Source organism: Pseudomonas sp. GZD-209 (assembly GCF_049310485.1).
GTDB classification, from domain to species: domain Bacteria; phylum Pseudomonadota; class Gammaproteobacteria; order Pseudomonadales; family Pseudomonadaceae; genus Aquipseudomonas; species Aquipseudomonas sichuanensis.
In genome coordinates, this window is the sequence record NZ_JBMOWQ010000238.1 from 1 (window position 1) to 18,379 (window position 18,379).

General features: G+C 64.3%; 15 protein-coding genes. All 15 read left to right on the forward strand.

Features of this window, described 5'->3' with window-relative positions:
- Positions 1–77 precede the first annotated feature (77 nt).
- Complete coding sequence (locus tag ACO6VM_RS23910) at positions 78–740, forward strand: lysoplasmalogenase (protein ID WP_422403889.1); 663 nt, start codon at positions 78–80, stop codon at positions 738–740.
- A 380-nt stretch (positions 741–1,120) separates the two neighbouring features.
- Positions 1,121–1,534, forward strand: coding sequence for an NADH-quinone oxidoreductase subunit A (locus tag ACO6VM_RS23915; RefSeq protein ID WP_110993934.1), 414 nt, complete (start codon positions 1,121–1,123; stop codon positions 1,532–1,534).
- A gap of 9 nt (positions 1,535–1,543) precedes the next feature.
- Complete coding sequence (locus ACO6VM_RS23920) at positions 1,544–2,221, forward strand: NuoB/complex I 20 kDa subunit family protein (protein ID WP_012313769.1); 678 nt, start codon at positions 1,544–1,546, stop codon at positions 2,219–2,221.
- Between the two features lie 79 nt (positions 2,222–2,300).
- Positions 2,301–4,082 (forward strand): NADH-quinone oxidoreductase subunit C/D, encoded by a 1,782-nt coding sequence (gene nuoC / locus ACO6VM_RS23925; RefSeq protein WP_347151572.1) that lies wholly within the window; start codon positions 2,301–2,303, stop codon positions 4,080–4,082.
- A 2-nt stretch (positions 4,083–4,084) separates the two neighbouring features.
- On the forward strand, positions 4,085–4,582 hold the full coding sequence (gene nuoE / locus ACO6VM_RS23930; RefSeq protein ID WP_012313767.1) for an NADH-quinone oxidoreductase subunit NuoE: 498 nt from the start codon (positions 4,085–4,087) through the stop codon (positions 4,580–4,582).
- Entirely contained in the window at positions 4,579–5,940 is a 1,362-nt protein-coding gene (gene nuoF, locus ACO6VM_RS23935) for an NADH-quinone oxidoreductase subunit NuoF (protein ID WP_401059386.1), read from the forward strand. Before nuoE ends, nuoF begins: the two co-directional genes overlap by 4 nt.
- 133 nt (positions 5,941–6,073) lie before the next feature.
- The gene (gene nuoG / locus ACO6VM_RS23940; RefSeq protein WP_390969091.1) at positions 6,074–8,788 is read left to right on the forward strand and encodes an NADH-quinone oxidoreductase subunit NuoG; all 2,715 of its coding nucleotides are present in this window, start codon (positions 6,074–6,076) and stop codon (positions 8,786–8,788) included.
- Positions 8,785–9,792, forward strand: coding sequence for an NADH-quinone oxidoreductase subunit NuoH (gene nuoH, locus ACO6VM_RS23945; protein WP_110993938.1), 1,008 nt, complete (start codon positions 8,785–8,787; stop codon positions 9,790–9,792). Before nuoG ends, nuoH begins: the two co-directional genes overlap by 4 nt.
- 11 nt (positions 9,793–9,803) lie before the next feature.
- Positions 9,804–10,352 (forward strand): NADH-quinone oxidoreductase subunit NuoI, encoded by a 549-nt coding sequence (gene nuoI / locus ACO6VM_RS23950; protein WP_011534620.1) that lies wholly within the window; start codon positions 9,804–9,806, stop codon positions 10,350–10,352.
- Between the two features lie 10 nt (positions 10,353–10,362).
- On the forward strand, positions 10,363–10,863 hold the full coding sequence (nuoJ, locus tag ACO6VM_RS23955; RefSeq protein WP_110993939.1) for an NADH-quinone oxidoreductase subunit J: 501 nt from the start codon (positions 10,363–10,365) through the stop codon (positions 10,861–10,863).
- A gap of 3 nt (positions 10,864–10,866) precedes the next feature.
- Entirely contained in the window at positions 10,867–11,175 is a 309-nt protein-coding gene (gene nuoK, locus ACO6VM_RS23960) for an NADH-quinone oxidoreductase subunit NuoK (RefSeq protein WP_008096201.1), read from the forward strand.
- A complete protein-coding gene (gene nuoL, locus ACO6VM_RS23965; protein ID WP_110993940.1) occupies positions 11,172–13,025 on the forward strand; it encodes an NADH-quinone oxidoreductase subunit L in 1,854 nt (617 codons plus the stop codon). Before nuoK ends, nuoL begins: the two co-directional genes overlap by 4 nt.
- Before the next feature lie 43 nt (positions 13,026–13,068).
- Positions 13,069–14,601 carry an NADH-quinone oxidoreductase subunit M gene (nuoM, locus tag ACO6VM_RS23970; RefSeq protein WP_258642459.1) on the forward strand — a complete coding sequence of 511 codons (1,533 nt, stop codon included), beginning with the start codon at positions 13,069–13,071 and terminating at the stop codon, positions 14,599–14,601.
- Positions 14,602–14,608: 7 nt separating this feature from the next.
- Positions 14,609–16,078, forward strand: a complete 1,470-nt coding sequence (nuoN, locus tag ACO6VM_RS23975; RefSeq protein WP_110993942.1) for an NADH-quinone oxidoreductase subunit NuoN — start codon at positions 14,609–14,611, stop codon at positions 16,076–16,078.
- A gap of 174 nt (positions 16,079–16,252) precedes the next feature.
- Positions 16,253–18,304, forward strand: coding sequence for a TonB-dependent receptor family protein (locus ACO6VM_RS23980; protein ID WP_422403890.1), 2,052 nt, complete (start codon positions 16,253–16,255; stop codon positions 18,302–18,304).
- Positions 18,305–18,379 lie beyond the last annotated feature (75 nt).

Below are 18,379 nucleotides of genomic sequence, written 5' to 3' on the forward strand. Positions count from 1 at the left end.
CCCCGCGATAGGGCCGGCACAGGCAATACCGCAGATCAGGTCTATCCTTGTGGCAGCCCAGCCAGCAAGGACCGCCCATGCCCCGTCCAAGCCACCTGATCCTGATCGCCGTCGCAGCCGCAGCCTTCTATTTATATGCACTGGCCTGCGGCAACACCCTGCTCGGCCTACTGGTCAAACCTATTCCCGTGCTCGCCCTGATCGCCTGGCTGAGCACCAAGCCCGCTACCCCCTACCGTCGCTGGATCATGATCGGCCTGGCCTTCTCGGTACTCGGTGACATCCTCCTGGCCATCCCCCGCGACCTGTTCGTGTTCGGCCTGGCCGCGTTCCTGTGCGCCCACCTCGCCTACCTGCGCGGTTACTGCAACCTGACCCAGCGCCCAGCCTATCCCTCACTGGCACTCGCACTGCTGGTAGGCGGCTCGCTGTTCGCCCTGCTCGCCAGCCACGGCCTGGGCCCACTGCTGATCCCGGTGGCGCTGTATGCCCTGGCGATCGGCTGCATGCTCTGGCGCGCCCTGGCCTGTGGTGGCGTCGCAGCACTGGGCGCCTGCGCCTTCGTATTCTCCGACAGCCTGATCGGCATCGACCGCTTCGTCAGCCCGTTCGCCACCGCCCAGTACCTGATCATCCTGCTCTACTGGCTCGGCCAGTGGCTGATCGCCGCCTCGGTGATTCGCGCCCCAAGCTCCGAACCATTGACCCAGAGCGGTACGCGCGAGCTTGGAAGCTGTTAGAACGAGCATTTTTCGCATTTGCAAGTGGCGAGGCTGCCCTATGAACTTTGCAAGGCTCAGAACTGCTAAATCAATACAGCTCAATCCAAATGATATTAATTATCATTACACAACTAAGCCGTCATTACGCCGGGTAAGAAACATAATTAACAAAACCGCACGCAATGCCCGAAACTCAAGGGTTTCAGCCAGTTACGAACGGTTTTTGTTCTTAAACCTACGAATAAATTTGCAACGGAAATTTTACTTGCACCGGGTTTACCCATAAAATCAGCGCGATTGATTCAGCTGCGACATTTGGTCACTGCGCCTGCGACACCGCGTCGCCGCTTTACTTATTTCAGACTTCAGAGCTGGGTCTCTGTATAAGGATTTCTAGCATGTCCGATTCGGCAGGACTCATGGCCCACAACTGGGGCTTTGCCATCTTCCTCCTGGGTGTCGTCGGCCTGTGCGCCTTCATGCTCGGCCTGTCCAGCCTGCTCGGTAGCAAGGCCTGGGGTCGCGCCAAGAACGAACCCTTCGAATCCGGCATGCTGCCCGTCGGCAGCGCCCGCCTGCGCCTGTCCGCCAAATTCTATCTGGTCGCGATGCTGTTCGTGATCTTCGATATCGAAGCCCTCTTCCTGTATGCATGGTCTGTGTCCGTCCGCGAAAGCGGCTGGACCGGATTCGTCGAAGCACTCGTTTTCATAGCAATTCTGTTGGCAGGTCTTGTCTACCTATGGCGCGTCGGGGCGCTCGATTGGGCTCCCGAAGGTCGCCGCAAGCGGCAAGCGAAGCTGAAACAATGAGGCTTTGGCATGCAATACAATCTCACCAGAATCGATCCGGATGCGCCCAACGAGCAGTACCCGGTCGGTGAACGGGAAACCGTCACCGATCAGCTGCTAGAGGACCAGGTCCACAAGAACATCTACATGGGGAAACTCGAAGATGTGCTGCGTGGCGCGGTCAACTGGGGTCGCAAGAACTCCCTCTGGCCGTACAACTTCGGCCTGTCCTGCTGCTACGTGGAAATGACCACGGCCTTCACGGCGCCCCACGACATCGCGCGCTTCGGCGCCGAAGTCATCCGGGCATCGCCGCGTCAGGCCGACTTCATGGTCATCGCCGGTACCTGCTTCATCAAGATGGCGCCGATCATCCAGCGCCTGTACGAGCAGATGCTCGAGCCGAAATGGGTCATCTCCATGGGTTCGTGCGCCAACTCCGGCGGCATGTACGACATCTACTCGGTCGTTCAAGGGGTCGACAAGTTCCTCCCCGTGGACGTGTACGTGCCTGGCTGCCCGCCGCGCCCCGAGGCGTTCCTGCAAGGCTTGATGCTGCTGCAGGAGTCGATCGGCCAGGAGCGACGCCCGCTTTCCTGGGTTGTCGGCGATCAAGGCATTTACCGTGCCGAGATGCCTGCCCAGAAAGACCTGCGTCGCGAACAGCGTATCGCGGTAACCAACCTGCGCAGCCCCGACGAAGTCTGATCCAGCGACCTGCCGCCCGCTCCCCCAGGAGCCGGCGGCCTGGCTTCATTCTTAACGTTGACCCAAAGCGACCGAGACCATGACAGCGGACAACGCTATTTATATTCCGCCTTACAAGGCTGACGACCAGGATGTGGTCGTCGAACTGCACAACCGATTCGGCGCCGACGCTTTCGTCGCCCAGGAAACCCGCACCGGCATGCCGGTACTGTGGGTCAAGCGTGCCCAGCTCAAAGAAATCCTGACCTTCCTGCGCAACGTCGCCAAGCCGTACAGCATGCTGTACGACCTGCACGGCGTGGACGAGCGCCTGCGCACCCAGCGCCGCGGCCTGCCGGCTGCCGACTTCAGCGTGTTCTACCACCTGCTGTCGATCGAACGTAACAGCGACGTGATGATCAAGGTGTCGCTGAGCGAAGGCGACCTCAACCTGCCCACCGTCACCGGTATCTGGCCCAACGCCAACTGGTACGAGCGTGAAGTGTGGGACATGTTCGGCATCGACTTTGCCGGCCACCCGCACCTGACCCGCATCATGATGCCGCCGACCTGGGAAGGTCACCCGCTGCGCAAGGACTTCCCGGCCCGTGCCACCGAGTTCGACCCCTACAGCCTCACCCTCGCCAAGCAGCAGCTTGAAGAAGAGTCGGCGCGCTTCAACCCCGAAGCCTGGGGCATGAAGCGTTCGGGCGCCAACGAGGACTACATGTTCCTCAACCTTGGCCCGAACCACCCGTCTGCCCACGGTGCCTTCCGTATCGTCCTGCAGCTGGACGGCGAAGAGATCGTCGACTGCGTCCCGGACATCGGCTACCACCACCGTGGCGCCGAGAAGATGGCCGAGCGCCAGTCCTGGCACAGCTTCATCCCCTACACCGACCGTATCGACTACCTCGGCGGGGTGATGAACAACCTGCCGTACGTGATGGCGGTGGAGAAGCTGGCCGGCATCAAGGTGCCGCAGAAAGTCGACGTGATTCGCGTCATGCTCGCCGAGTTCTTCCGCATCACCAGCCACCTGCTGTTCCTGGGTACCTACATCCAGGACGTCGGCGCCATGACCCCGGTATTCTTCACCTTCACCGACCGCCAGCGCGCCTACACCGTGATCGAGGCGATCACCGGTTTCCGCCTGCACCCGGCCTGGTACCGCATCGGTGGCGTAGCCCACGACCTGCCGCGCGGCTGGGACAAGCTGGTCAAGGACTTCGTCGAATGGCTGCCCAAGCGCCTGGACGAATACACCAAGGCTGCCCTGCAGAACAGCATCCTCAAAGGCCGTACCATCGGCGTCGCCGCCTACAACACCAAAGAGGCCCTGGAATGGGGCACCACCGGTGCCGGCCTGCGTTCGACCGGTTGCGACTTCGACCTGCGTAAAGCCCGCCCCTACTCCGGCTACGAGAACTTCGAGTTCGAAGTACCGCTGGCCCACAACGGCGATGCCTACGATCGCTGCATGGTCCGTGTCGAGGAGATGCGCCAGAGTATCCGCATCATCGACCAGTGCATGCGCAACATGCCGGAAGGCCCGTACAAGGCGGATCACCCGCTGACCACGCCGCCGCCGAAAGAGCGCACCCTGCAGCACATCGAGACCCTGATCACCCACTTCCTGCAAGTCTCGTGGGGCCCGGTCATGCCGGCCAACGAGTCGTTCCAGATGATCGAGGCGACCAAGGGCATCAACAGTTACTACCTGACGAGCGATGGCGGCACCATGAGCTACCGCACCCGGATCCGTACCCCGAGCTACCCGCACCTGCAGCAGATCCCTTCGGTGATCAAAGGCAGCATGGTCGCGGACCTGATCGCGTACCTGGGCAGTATCGACTTCGTTATGGCTGACGTGGACCGCTAAGCATGAACAGCACGCTTATCCAAACCGACCGTTTCGCCCTGAGCGAAACCGAGCGCTCGGCCATCGAGCACGAGATGCATCACTACGAGGACCCGCGCGCGGCGTCCATCGAAGCCCTCAAGATCGTGCAGAAAGAGCGCGGCTGGGTGCCGGACGGCGCCATCTACGCCATCGGCGAAGTGCTGGGCATCCCTGCCAGCGACGTCGAGGGTGTGGCCACCTTCTACAGCCAGATCTTCCGCCAGCCGGTTGGCCGCCACATCATCCGTGTGTGCGACAGCATGGTCTGCTACATCGGCGGCCACGAGTCCGTGGTCAGCCAGATCCAGAGCGAGCTGGGCATCGGCCTCGGCCAGACCACCGCCGACGGGCGTTTCACCCTGCTGCCGGTGTGCTGCCTGGGTAACTGCGACAAGGCCCCGGCGCTGATGATCGACGACGACACCTTTGGCGACGTGCAACCTGCCGGCGTCAGCAAGCTGCTGGAGGGTTACGTATGACCATCACTTCCTTCGGCCCGGCCAACCGCATTGCGCGCAGCGCCGAAACCCACCCGCTGACCTGGCGCCTGCGTGACGACGGCGAGCCGGTCTGGCTGGCCGAGTACGAGTCCAAGAACGGCTATGCCGCCGCGCGCAAGGCGCTGGCCGACATGTCCACCGACGACATCGTGCAGAGCGTCAAGGACTCCGGCCTCAAGGGCCGTGGCGGCGCAGGCTTCCCCACTGGCGTGAAGTGGGGCCTGATGCCCAAAGACGAATCCATGAACATCCGCTACCTGCTGTGCAACGCGGATGAAATGGAGCCCAACACCTGGAAAGACCGCATGCTGATGGAGCAACAGCCCCATCTGCTGGTCGAAGGCATGCTGATCAGCGCCCGCGCGCTGAAGGCCTACCGCGGCTACATCTTCCTGCGTGGCGAATACACCACCGCGGCGAAGAACCTCAATCGCGCCATCGATGAAGCCAAGGCCGCAGGCCTTCTGGGCAAGAACATCCTCGGCTCGGGCTTTGATTTCGAGCTGTTCGTGCACACCGGTGCCGGGCGTTACATCTGCGGTGAAGAAACCGCACTGATCAACTCGCTCGAAGGCCGCCGCGCCAACCCGCGCTCCAAGCCGCCCTTCCCTGCCGCCGTTGGCGTGTGGGGCAAGCCGACTTGCGTGAACAACGTCGAGACCCTGTGCAACGTGCCGGCCATCGTCGCCAACGGCAACGACTGGTACAAGTCGCTGGCCCGTGAAGGCAGCGAAGACCACGGCACCAAGCTGATGGGCTTCTCCGGCAAGGTGAAGAACCCTGGCCTGTGGGAGCTGCCGTTCGGCGTGACTGCCCGCGAGCTGTTCGAAGACTACGCCGGTGGCATGCGCGACGGCTTCAAGCTCAAGTGCTGGCAGCCAGGCGGCGCCGGTACCGGCTTCCTGCTGCCCGAGCACCTCGATGCGCAGATGTACGCCGGTGGCATCGCCAAGGTCGGCACCCGTATGGGTACGGGCCTGGCCATGGCGGTGGACGACAGCGTCAACATGGTTTCGCTGCTGCGCAACATGGAAGAGTTCTTCGCCCGCGAATCGTGCGGCTGGTGCACCCCGTGCCGTGACGGCCTGCCGTGGAGCGTGAAGATGCTGCGCGCCCTGGAGAAAGGCCAGGGCCGCGCCGAAGACATCGAGACCCTGCTGGGTCTGGTCAACTTCCTCGGCCCAGGCCGTACCTTCTGTGCTCACGCACCAGGTGCCGTCGAGCCATTGGGCAGTGCCATCAAATACTTCCGCTCGGAGTTCGAGGCCGGTGTGGCGCCAGAAAGCGCTGGCACCCTGCGCCCGAACCTGGCGAAGCCGATCGTGGTCGGCGCATAACAAGATGAAACAGCGGATGGTCCGTGCCATCCGCCAGCCCGCTGGCCGGCCCGAACGACTCGTGGCTGGCCGCAGGCTCACCGATTTCCATTAGCCACGCCCGCTCACGCGGGCCAACGAAGAACTTTGAACAATGGCCACTATCCACGTAGACGGCAAAGCGCTCGAAGTCAACGGTGCGGACAACCTGTTACAGGCGTGTCTGTCACTCGGCCTCGACATCCCCTATTTCTGCTGGCACCCGGCGCTCGGTAGCGTCGGCGCCTGCCGGCAGTGCGCGGTCAAGCAGTACACCGACGAGAACGACACCCGTGGTCGTATCGTCATGTCCTGCATGACCCCTGCCTCCGACGGCACCTGGATCTCCATCGAAGACGAAGAGTCCAAGGCGTTCCGCGCCAGCGTCGTCGAATGGCTGATGACCAACCACCCGCACGACTGCCCGGTGTGCGAGGAAGGCGGTCACTGCCACCTGCAGGACATGACGGTAATGACCGGCCACAACGAGCGCCGCTACCGTTTCACCAAGCGTACCCACCAGAACCAGGACCTCGGCCCGTTCATCGCCCACGAGATGAACCGCTGCATCGCCTGCTACCGCTGCGTGCGCTACTACAAGGACTACGCCGGCGGCACCGACCTGGGTGTGTACGGCGCCCACGACAACGTGTACTTCGGTCGCGTTGAAGACGGCGTGCTGGAAAGCGAGTTCTCCGGCAACCTCACCGAGGTCTGCCCGACCGGTGTGTTCACCGACAAGACCCACTCCGAGCGCTACAACCGCAAGTGGGACATGCAGTTCGCCCCAAGCATCTGCCATGGCTGCTCCAGCGGTTGCAACATCAGCCCGGGTGAGCGCTACGGCGAACTGCGCCGCATCGAGAACCGCTTCAACGGCTCGGTGAACCAGTACTTCCTGTGCGACCGTGGCCGCTTCGGCTATGGCTACGTCAACCGCAGCGACCGCCCACGCCAGCCACTGCTGGCCGACGGCACCAAGCTGTCGCTGGACGCCGCCCTGGACAAGGCCGCCGACCTGCTGCGCGGCCGCACCATCGTCGGTATCGGCTCGCCACGCGCCAGCCTCGAAAGCAACTACGGCCTGCGTGAGCTGGTCGGCGCCGAGTACTTCTACTCGGGTATGGAAGCCGGTGAACTGGCCCGTGTGCGCCTGGCGCTGAACGTGCTGAACAACAGCCCGCTGCCGGTGCCGACCCTGCGCGACATCGAAGACCACGACGCAGTGTTCGTGCTCGGTGAAGACCTCACCCAAACTGCCGCCCGTGTTGCCCTGGCCGTACGCCAGGCCACCAAGGGCAAGGCCGAAGCCATGGCCGACGCCATGCGCGTACAGCCTTGGCTGGACGCTGCAGTGAAGAACATCGGCCAGCACGCGCTGTACCCGCTGTTCATCGCCTCCTTGGCTGAAACCAAGCTGGACGACGTTGCCGAAGAGTGCGTGCACGCCGCCCCCGCCGACCTGGCCCGCATCGGTTTCGCCGTGGCCCACGCCATCGACCCGAGCGCCCCGGCCGTCGAAGGCCTGGACAGCGACGCCAAGGCCCTGGCCCAGCGTATCGCCGACGCCCTGGTCGCTGCCCAGCGCCCGCTGATCGTCGCCGGTACTTCGCTGGCCGACCCGGCGCTGATCGAAGCCGCCGCCAACATCGCCAAGGCCCTCAAGCTGCGCGAGAAGAACGGCTCGCTGAGCCTGGTCGTGCCTGAGGCCAACAGCCTCGGCATGGCGATGATGGGCGGTGAGTCCATCGACGCCGCCCTGGACGCGGTGATCAGCGGCAAGGCCGACGCCATCGTCGTGCTGGAAAACGACTTGTACGCCCGCGTACCGGCCGCCAAGGTCGACGCCGCCCTGGCCGCGGCCAAGGTGGTGATCGTCGCCGATCACTCCAAGACCGCCACCAGCGACCGTGCCCACCTGGTACTGCCAGCCGCCTCGTTCGCCGAAGGCGACGGTACCCTGGTCAGCCAGGAAGGCCGTGCCCAGCGCTTCTTCCAGGTGTTCGACCCGCAGTACCTGGACAGCAGCATCCAGATCCACGAAGGCTGGCGCTGGATGCACGCCCTGCGTGCCACCCTGCTCAACAAGCCGGTGGACTGGACCCAGCTGGATCACGTCACCAGCGCCTGCGCCGAAGCCGCCCCGCAACTGGCCGGCATCGTCAACGCCGCACCAAGCGCCGCGTTCCGCATCAAGGGCATGAAGCTGGCCCGTGAGCCGCTGCGCTACTCGGGCCGTACCGCCATGCGCGCCAACATCAGCGTGCACGAGCCGCGTACCCCGCAGGACAAGGACACCGCGTTCGCCTTCTCCATGGAAGGCTACTCGGGTTCGGCCGAACCGCGTCAGCAGGTGCCGTTCGCCTGGTCGCCGGGCTGGAACTCGCCGCAAGCCTGGAACAAGTTCCAGGACGAGGTCGGTGGCCACCTGCGTGCCGGTGACCCGGGCGTGCGCCTGATCGAATCCCAAGGCGACCGCCTGAGCTGGTTCACCGCCATCCCTGGCGCGTTCAACCCGGCCCGTGGCACCTGGACCGCCGTGCCGTTCTTCCACCTGTTCGGCAGCGAAGAGAGCTCCTCGCGCGCCGCCCCGGTGCAGGAGCGCATCCCGGCCGCCTACGTCGGCCTGGCCAAGTCCGAAGCCGACCGCCTGGGCGTCAACGACGGCGCGATGCTGAGCCTGAACGTGGCCGGTGTGTCGCTGCGCCTGCCGCTGCGTATCAATGAAGAGCTGGGCGCTGGCCTGGTTGCGTTGCCCAAAGGCCTGGCCGGCATTCCGCCCGCCATCTTCGGTGCATCCGTCGAAGGCCTGCAGGAGGCAGCACAATGAGCTGGTTCACCCCCGAAGTGATCGATGTGATCATTCAGGTCGTCAAGGCCATCGTGGTGCTGCTGGCCGTGGTGGTCTGCGGCGCGCTGCTCAGCTTCGTCGAGCGTCGCCTGCTGGGCTGGTGGCAGGACCGCTACGGTCCGAACCGCGTCGGCCCGTTCGGCATGTTCCAGATCGCTGCCGACATGCTGAAGATGTTCTTCAAGGAAGACTGGAACCCGCCCTTCGTCGACAAGATGATCTTCACCCTGGCGCCGGTCGTGGCCATGAGCGCCCTGCTGATCGGCTTCTCGATCATCCCGATCACCCCGGGCTGGGGCGTCGCCGACCTGAACATCGGCCTGCTGTTCTTCTTCGCCATGGCCGGCCTGTCGGTGTACGCCGTGCTGTTCGCCGGCTGGTCGTCGAACAACAAGTACGCCCTGCTGGGCAGCTTGCGTGCTTCGGCGCAGACCGTCTCGTACGAGGTGTTCCTGGGCCTGGCGCTGATGGGCGTGGTGGTGCAGGTGGGCTCGTTCAACATGCGCGACATCGTTGAATACCAGGCCCAGAACCTGTGGTTCATCATTCCGCAGTTCTTCGGCTTCTGTACCTTCTTCATCGCTGGCGTCGCCGTGACTCACCGTCACCCGTTCGACCAGCCGGAAGCGGAACAGGAACTGGCCGACGGCTACCACATCGAATACGCCGGCATGAAATGGGGCATGTTCTTCGTTGGTGAATACATCGGCATCATCCTGATCTCGGCGCTGCTGGTCACCCTGTTCTTCGGTGGCTGGCACGGTCCGTTCGACCTGCTGCCGCAGCTGCCGTTCTTCTGGTTCGCCCTGAAGACCGCGTTCTTCATCATGCTGTTCATCCTGCTGCGCGCCTCGATCCCGCGCCCACGCTATGACCAGGTGATGGACTTCAGCTGGAAGTTCTGCCTGCCGCTGACCCTGATCAATTTGCTGGTGACCGCTGCGATCGTGCTCTACAACACGCCAGCCGTCGCGGCCCAGTGAGGATTTGACCCATGTTCAAGTATATCGGCGACATCGTTAAGGGCACCGGCACTCAGCTGCGCAGCCTGGTGATGGTGTTCTCCCACGGGTTCCGCAAGCGCGACACCCTGCAGTACCCCGAAGAACCCGTGTACCTGCCGCCGCGCTACCGCGGCCGCATCGTCCTCACCCGCGACCCCGACGGCGAGGAGCGCTGCGTAGCGTGCAACCTCTGCGCGGTGGCCTGCCCGGTCGGCTGCATTTCGCTGCAGAAGGCCGAGACCGAGGACGGTCGTTGGTACCCCGAGTTCTTCCGCATCAACTTCTCGCGTTGCATCTTCTGCGGCCTGTGTGAAGAAGCGTGCCCGACCACCGCGATCCAGCTCACCCCGGATTTCGAAATGGCCGAGTTCAAGCGTCAGGACCTGGTGTACGAGAAAGAAGATCTGCTGATCTCCGGCCCCGGCAAGAACCCTGACTACAACTTCTACCGTGTTGCCGGTATGGCCATCGCTGGCAAGCCGAAAGGCTCTGCGCAGAACGAAGCCGAGCCGATCAACGTGAAGAGCTTGCTCCCATAAGGACAGAAAGATGGAATTCGCTTTCTACTTCGCATCCGGTGTCGCCGTTGTCTCCACGCTTCGCGTGGTGACCGGCACCAACCCGGTGCACGCCCTGCTCTACCTGATCATCTCGCTGATTTCCGTGGCGATGATCTTCTTCTCCCTCGGTGCGCCGTTCGCCGGCGCCCTGGAAGTGATCGCCTACGCCGGCGCCATCATGGTGCTGTTCGTGTTCGTGGTGATGATGCTCAACCTCGGGCCGGCCTCGGTCGCCCAGGAACGCGGCTGGCTCAAGCCCGGCATCTGGGCGGGGCCGGTGATCCTCGCCGCCCTGCTGCTGCTGGAGCTGCTGTACGTGCTGTTCGTCAGCCCGTCGGGCGCCGCCATCAGCGGTACCACCGTCAGCGCCAAAGAAGTCGGCATCAGCCTGTTCGGGCCGTACCTGCTGGTGGTCGAACTGGCCTCGATGCTGCTGCTCGCGGCAGCCGTCACCGCCTTCCACCTGGGCCGCAACGAGGCGAAGGAGTAAATCATGGGTGCTATCCCTCTCGAGCATGGTCTGGCGGTCGCCGGCATCCTGTTCTGCTTAGGTCTGGTTGGCCTGATGGTCCGCCGCAACATCCTCTTCGTGCTCATGAGCCTGGAAGTCATGATGAACGCCTCTGCCCTGGCGTTCATCGTCGCCGGTGCCCGTTGGGTCCAGCCCGACGGCCAGGTGATGTTCATTCTGGTGATCAGCCTGGCAGCCGCCGAGGCCAGCATTGGCCTGGCGATCCTGCTGCAGCTGTATCGCCGCTTCCACACTCTCGACATCGATGCTGCCAGTGAGATGCGCGGATGAACCTTATCTTCCTGACGTTCGTATTCCCCCTGATCGGCTTCCTGCTGCTGTCGTTCTCCCGTGGGCGGTTCTCGGAGAACCTGTCCGCGCTGATCGGCGTCGGCTCGGTCGGTCTGTCGGCGGCCACCGCCGCCTACGTGATCTGGCAGTTCAACGTCGCCCCGCCTGAGGGCGGTGCGTACAGCCAGCTGCTGTGGCAGTGGATGTCGGTGGACGGCTTCGCGCCGAACTTCACCCTGTACGTGGATGGCCTGTCGGTCACCATGCTGGGCGTGGTCACCGGTGTGGGCTTTCTGATCCACCTGTTCGCCTCCTGGTACATGCGTGGCGAAGCCGGTTACTCGCGCTTCTTCTCGTACACCAACCTGTTCATCGCCAGCATGCTGTTCCTGGTGCTGGGCGATAACCTGCTGTTCATCTACTTCGGCTGGGAAGGCGTGGGCCTGTGCTCGTACCTGTTGATCGGTTTCTACTACAGCAACCGCAACAACGGTAACGCGGCACTCAAGGCGTTCATCGTTACCCGCATCGGCGACGTGTTCATGGCCATCGGCCTGTTCATCCTGTTCGCCCAGCTGGGCACGCTGAACGTGCAGGAACTGCTGGTGCTGGCACCGCAGAAGTTCCAGGCCGGTGACACCTGGATGGTCCTGGCAACCCTGATGCTGCTGGGTGGCGCGGTCGGTAAATCGGCCCAGCTGCCGCTGCAGACCTGGCTGGCCGACGCGATGGCGGGCCCGACCCCGGTTTCGGCACTGATCCACGCCGCAACCATGGTGACCGCGGGCGTGTACCTGATCGCCCGTACCAACGGCCTGTTCCTGCTGGCCCCGGACGTCCTGCACCTGGTCGGTGTCGTCGGTGGCGTGACCCTGGTACTGGCCGGCTTCGCCGCGCTGGTGCAGACCGACATCAAGCGTATCCTCGCCTACTCGACCATGAGCCAGATCGGCTACATGTTCCTGGCCCTGGGCGTGGGTGCCTGGGACGCGGCGATCTTCCACCTGATGACCCACGCCTTCTTCAAGGCCCTGCTGTTCCTTGCCTCGGGTGCGGTGATCGTTGCCTGCCACCACGAGCAGGACATCTTCAAGATGGGCGGCCTGTGGAAGAAGCTGCCGTTGGCCTATGCCAGCTTCGTGGTCGGTGGCGCTGCACTGGCCGCCCTGCCGATCCTGACCGTGGGCTTCTACTCCAAGGACGAGATCCTCTGGGAAGCCTTCGCCAGCGGCAACACCGGCCTGCTGTACGCCGGCCTGGTCGGCGCGTTCATGACCTCGCTGTACACCTTCCGCCTGATCTTCATCGCCTTCCACGGCGAAGCCAAGACCGAAGCCCACGCCGGCCACGGCATCAGCCACTGGCTGCCGCTGGGTGTGCTGATCGTGCTGTCGACCTTCATCGGCGCCTGGATCCACCCGCCACTGGCAGGCGTGCTGCCTGAGAGCGCCGGCCACGCCGGTGGCGAAGCCAAGCACTCGCTGGAGATCGCCTCGGGCGCCATCGCCATCGCCGGTATCCTGCTGTCGGCCCTGCTGTTCCTGGGCAAGCGTCGCTTTGTCAGCAGCATCGCCAACAGTGGTATCGGTCGCGTCCTGTCGGCCTGGTGGTTCGCCGCCTGGGGCTTCGACTGGATCTACGACAAGCTGTTCGTCAAACCTTACCTGCTGATCTGCCACATCCTGCGCAAGGACCCGGTGGACCGCAGCATCGGCCTGATCCCACGGATGGCTCGCGGCGGCAACGTCGCCATGAGCAAGACCGAGACCGGCCAGCTGCGTTGGTACACCGCCTCGATCGCCGTCGGCGCCGTGCTGGTGCTGGGCGCTGTGGTAGTGGCTGCGGTATGACTATGAAGAACCTTGCGACTTTGCCAAAGGAAACCAACCCGTCATGATTTTGCCTTGGCTGATCCTGATCCCCTTCATCGGCGGCCTCCTGTGCTGGCTGGGTGAGCGCTTCGGCGCCACCCTGCCCCGCTGGATCGCGCTGCTGACCATGTCCCTGCTGCTCGGCATCGGCCTGTGGCTGTGGGCTAACGGCGACTACACCCTGGCCCCGGCGCCAGGCGCCGAACCGCACTGGGCCCTCGAATACAAGTTCGAGTGGATCAAGCGCTTCGGCATCAGCGTGCACCTGGCCCTGGACGGCCTGTCGCTGCTGATGATCCTGCTGACCGGCCTGCTCGGCGTGCTGTCGGTACTGTGCTCGTGGAAAGAGATCCAGCGCCACGTCGGCTTCTTCCACCTCAACCTGATGTGGATCCTCGGCGGCGTGGTCGGTGTGTTCCTGGCCCTGGACCTGTTCCTGTTCTTCTTCTTCTGGGAAATGATGCTGGTGCCGATGTACTTCCTCATCGCGCTCTGGGGTCACAGTTCGTCGGACGGCAAGAAGACCCGGATCTACGCAGCGACCAAGTTCTTCATCTTCACCCAGGCCAGCGGCCTGATCATGCTGGTGGCGATCCTTGGCCTGGTGCTCGTCAACTACAACACCACCGGTGTGCTGACCTTCAACTACAGCGACCTGCTCAAGGCCGAACTGCCGGCTGGCGTGGAATACGTGCTGATGCTGGGCTTCTTCATCGCCTTCGCGGTGAAACTGCCGGTGGTGCCGTTCCACTCCTGGCTGCCTGACGCTCACGCCCAGGCACCGACCGCAGGTTCCGTGGACCTGGCGGGTATCTTGCTGAAGACCGCGGCCTACGGCCTGCTGCGCTTCGCCCTGCCGCTGTTCCCGAACGCCTCGGCCGAGTTTGCGCCAATCGCCATGACCCTGGGCCTGATCGGCATCTTCTACGGTGCCTTCCTGGCCTTCGCGCAAACCGACATCAAGCGCCTGATCGCCTTCTCCAGCGTCTCGCACATGGGCTTCGTGCTGATCGGCATCTACTCCGGCAGCCAGCAGGCCCTGCAAGGCGCGGTGATCCAGATGCTGGCCCACGGCCTGTCGGCCGCCGCGCTGTTCATCCTGTCCGGCCAGCTGTACGAGCGCCTGCACACCCGTGACATGCGCCAGATGGGTGGCCTGTGGCACCGCATCGCCTACCTGCCGGCCATCAGCCTGTTCTTCGCCGCCGCGTCGCTGGGCCTGCCAGGCACCGGCAACTTCGTCGGTGAGTTCCTGATCCTGATCGGCAGCTTCGCCCACGTGCCGTGGATCACCGTGATCGCCACCACCGGTCTGGTGTTCGGTTCGGTCTACTCGCTGATCATGATCCACCGCGCCTACTTCGGCCCGGCCAAGGCCGACACCGTGCTGGCCGGCATGGACACCCGCGAGATGATCATGGTGCTGGGCCTGGCTGGCCTGCTGATCCTGCTGGGCGTGTATCCGCAGCCGTTCCTCGACACCTCTGCCGCCACCATGAGCGGTGTGCAGCAGTGGCTCGGTTCCGCTTTCACTCAACTCGCTTCGGCCCGGTAAGAGCGCTATGGAATTCACCACTCAACACTTCATCGCATTGGCGCCGATGCTGATCACCACCATCACCACGGTGGTGGTGATGCTGGCGATCGCCTGGAAGCGCAACCACTCGCAGACGTTCCTGCTGTCCACCGTGGGCCTGAACCTGGCCCTGCTGTCGATCCTGCCGGCACTGAAAGTTGCACCGCTGGCGGTCACCTCGCTGGTCACCATCGACAAGTTCGCCTGCCTGTACATGGCCATCGTGCTGGTGGCGACGCTGGCCTGCGTGACCCTCGCCCACGCTTATCTGGGCGAAGGTTCCAAGGGCTTCCCGGGCAACCGTGAAGAGCTTTACCTGCTGCTGCTGATGTCGGCACTGGGCGGCCTGGTGCTGGTCAGCGCCAACCACCTGGCCGGCCTGTTCATCGGCCTGGAGCTGCTGTCGGTGCCGGTCTACGGCCTGGTGGCGTATGCGTTCTTCAACAAGCGCTCGCTGGAAGCCGGCATCAAGTACATGGTGCTGTCGGCCGCCGGTTCCGCCTTCCTGCTGTTCGGCATGGCCCTGCTGTACGCCGATGCCGGCAGCCTGACCTTCGACCAGCTGGGCAAGGCCCTGGCCGCCACCAGCATGCCAAGCCTGCTGGCCCAGCTAGGCCTGGGCATGATGCTGGTCGGCCTGGCGTTCAAGCTGTCGCTGGTGCCGTTCCACCTGTGGACCCCGGACGTGTACGAAGGCGCCCCGGCGCCGGTGGCCGCGTTCCTGGCCACCGCCAGCAAGGTCGCGGTGTTCGCCGTGGTCGTGCGCCTGTTCATGCTCTCCCCTGCCGCCAGCAGCGGCGTGCTGAGCACCGTACTGGCGGTCATCGCCGTGGCCTCGATCCTGATCGGCAACCTGCTGGCACTGACCCAGAGCAACCTCAAGCGCCTGCTCGGTTACTCGTCCATCGCCCACTTCGGCTACCTGGTCATCGCCCTGGTCGCCAGCAAGGGCCTGGCCATGGAAGCCATGGGTGTGTACCTGGTCACCTACGTGATCACCAGCCTCGGCGCCTTCGGCGTGATCACCCTGATGTCCTCGCCCTACGCCGGCCGTGACGCCGACGCCCTGTACGAGTACCGCGGCCTGTTCTGGCGCCGTCCGTACCTGACCGCGGTGCTGACCGTGATGATGCTGTCGCTGGCGGGTATCCCGCTGACTGCGGGCTTCATCGGCAAGTTCTACATCATCGCCACCGGTGTCGAGTCGCAGCTGTGGTGGCTGGTCGGCGCCCTGGTGTTGGGCAGTGCCATCGGCGTGTACTACTACCTGCGCGTCATGGTCACCCTGTACCTGGTCGAGCCGAACCTGCGTCGTCACGACGCCCCGCTGAAGTGGGAACAGCGCACCGGCGGCGTGATGCTGCTGGCCATCGCCATTCTCGCCTTCGTGCTGGGTGTGTACCCGCAGCCACTGCTGGAAATGGTGCAACAGGCTGGCCTGCAACTGATCGGTTGATCGGCTGCTAGCGTCACCAGAAACCCCGCCTCGGCGGGGTTTCTTTTTTGGGGCCCTATCGCGACCGAGCCGTGGGAGCGGGCTTGCCCCGCGATTGCCATTACAGATCGACCACTGTGCTTCGTCTGCCTTTTGCAGCGTCAGACTCCCGCACTCGATCTGGAACCTCGCCCCATGCGCCCCACCCTGCCCTACTCCCTGCTGGCGCTGTTCGTCGCCGGCACCACCCAGGCCGCCAACCGCGTCGAACTCGACCAGGTGCTGATCCAGGGCCAGCAGCAATCCGAACTGGAAGCCGCCGCCGAGCGTCTGCACGAAATCCCTGGCGCCAGCAACCTGGTGGACATGGACAAGGTGGGCCAGGGCCGGGTGGCCAGCAACCAGGACGTGCTCGCCTACCAGCCCGGGGTGTTCGCCCAGTCGGCCGGCAACGACGGCATCAAGCTGTCGATCCGCGGCTCGGGCATCAACCGTGCGCCCGGCGCCCACGGCTCCGGCGTATACACCATGTTCGACGGCCTGCCGCTGACCGGCCCAGGTGGCACCCCCTATGAACTGTTCGAGCCGCTGTGGCTGAGCCGCGCCGAAGTGCTGCGCGGCGCCAACGGCTTCGACCAGGGCTCACTGGCCCTCGGCGGCGCGATCAACTACGTCACCCATACCGGCTACGATGCCGCGCCCTTGCAGGTGCGCTACGAGCTCGGCAGCCGTGGCTACCAGCACCGGCATGTCAGCAGCGGCCAGGTGCTGGGCAACCTCGACTACTACGTGGCCCTGACCGACTCGGAGTACGACGGTTACCAGGCGCACAGCAGTGGCAGCGCCAAGGGCATCGCCGCCAACCTTGGCTACCGCTTCAACCCGAACCTGGAAACGCGCTTCTACCTGCGCTACCGCGAAACCGAGAACGAGCTTGCCGGGCGCCTGACCAAGGACCAGATCAAGCACCACCCGCGCGCGGCCAACGCCGCCTACCTGGCCCGCGACGACAGCCGCCCGCAGCCGGGCAGCACCTGGGTGGGCAACAAGACCACCTTCTTCCTCGACGACGATTCGCGCCTGGAGGCCGGGCTGGTCTATCACGACTTCCCCATGGACCTGCGCGAAGGCCCGATGCGCCTGAAGGTCGCCTACACCGATGTCAGCGGCACCCTGAACTACATGCGTCGCGACACCTTGTTCGGCCACGAGAGCAAGACCACGGTCGGCTGGCGCACCACCAAGCACCTGCCCAACAGCGGTGCCTCGCAGTTCGCCCGCAGCGGCGGCGACAACTTCGGCGCCCGCAGCCGCGACTTCAGCTACCAGGGCTCGGACACCGTGCTGCATGTGGGCAACGACCTCGAGCTGGTCCCCGACCTGTGGCTGACCACCGGGCTTGCAGCGATCTACACCCGTCGCGAGAGCGATGTGAGTTACCCCGCCACGGGCGGCAAGGTCAGCCAGCACGACTGGGACTACGCGCCGCGCGTGGGCCTGCGCTACGACATCCGCCCGGACCTGCAGGTGTACGGCAACCTCAGCCGTTCGGTGGAGCCGCCGCACCCGTGGTCGCTGGTCTGGAGCTCGACCTCGGCGACCCAGCCGATCGAGATGCAGAACCAGACCGCCACCACCCTGGAACTGGGCGCACGCGGCGATTCGGCGCTGGGCCGTTGGGACCTGGCCTGGTACTACTCGCAGGTTCGCCATGAACTGCTGGCCGTGGAGATCGTGCAAGGGGCGCTGCCCAAGGAGTTCAACGCCAGCCCCACGGTGCACCAGGGCGTCGAAGCCGGCCTGGACAGCACGCTCTGGGAGCAGCCCGGCACTGGCAAGTTGAGCCTGCGCCAGGCCTACACCTTCAGCGACTTCCACTACCGCGACGACGACAAGTTCGGCGACAACCGCTTGCCCGGCATCCCCATGCACTACTACCAGGCCGAACTGCGCTATGACTGGCCGAGCGGTTTCTACGCCGGCGTGAATACGCAGATGGCCTCCAAGGTGCAGGTGGACTATGCCAACAGCTACCCCGCCGACGCCTACGCCCTGCTCGGCGCGCGGCTGGGCTGGAATTCACCGAAACGTGACTGGCAGACCTGGCTGGACCTGCGCAACCTGACCGACAAGCGCTATGCGGCGACGGTGACGCCGGGGTATGACGATGGCGGCAAGGATGTCGCCCGCTCGACGCCGGGGGAAGGCTTCGCCGCATATCTGGGCGTTTCTTACAGCTTGCGTTGAATGGCGCATCGGGGGGGGGGGGGGGGAGGGGAACTAGACGAACAAAATAGCGAGAGGGGGGGGGGGGGTCTGGTG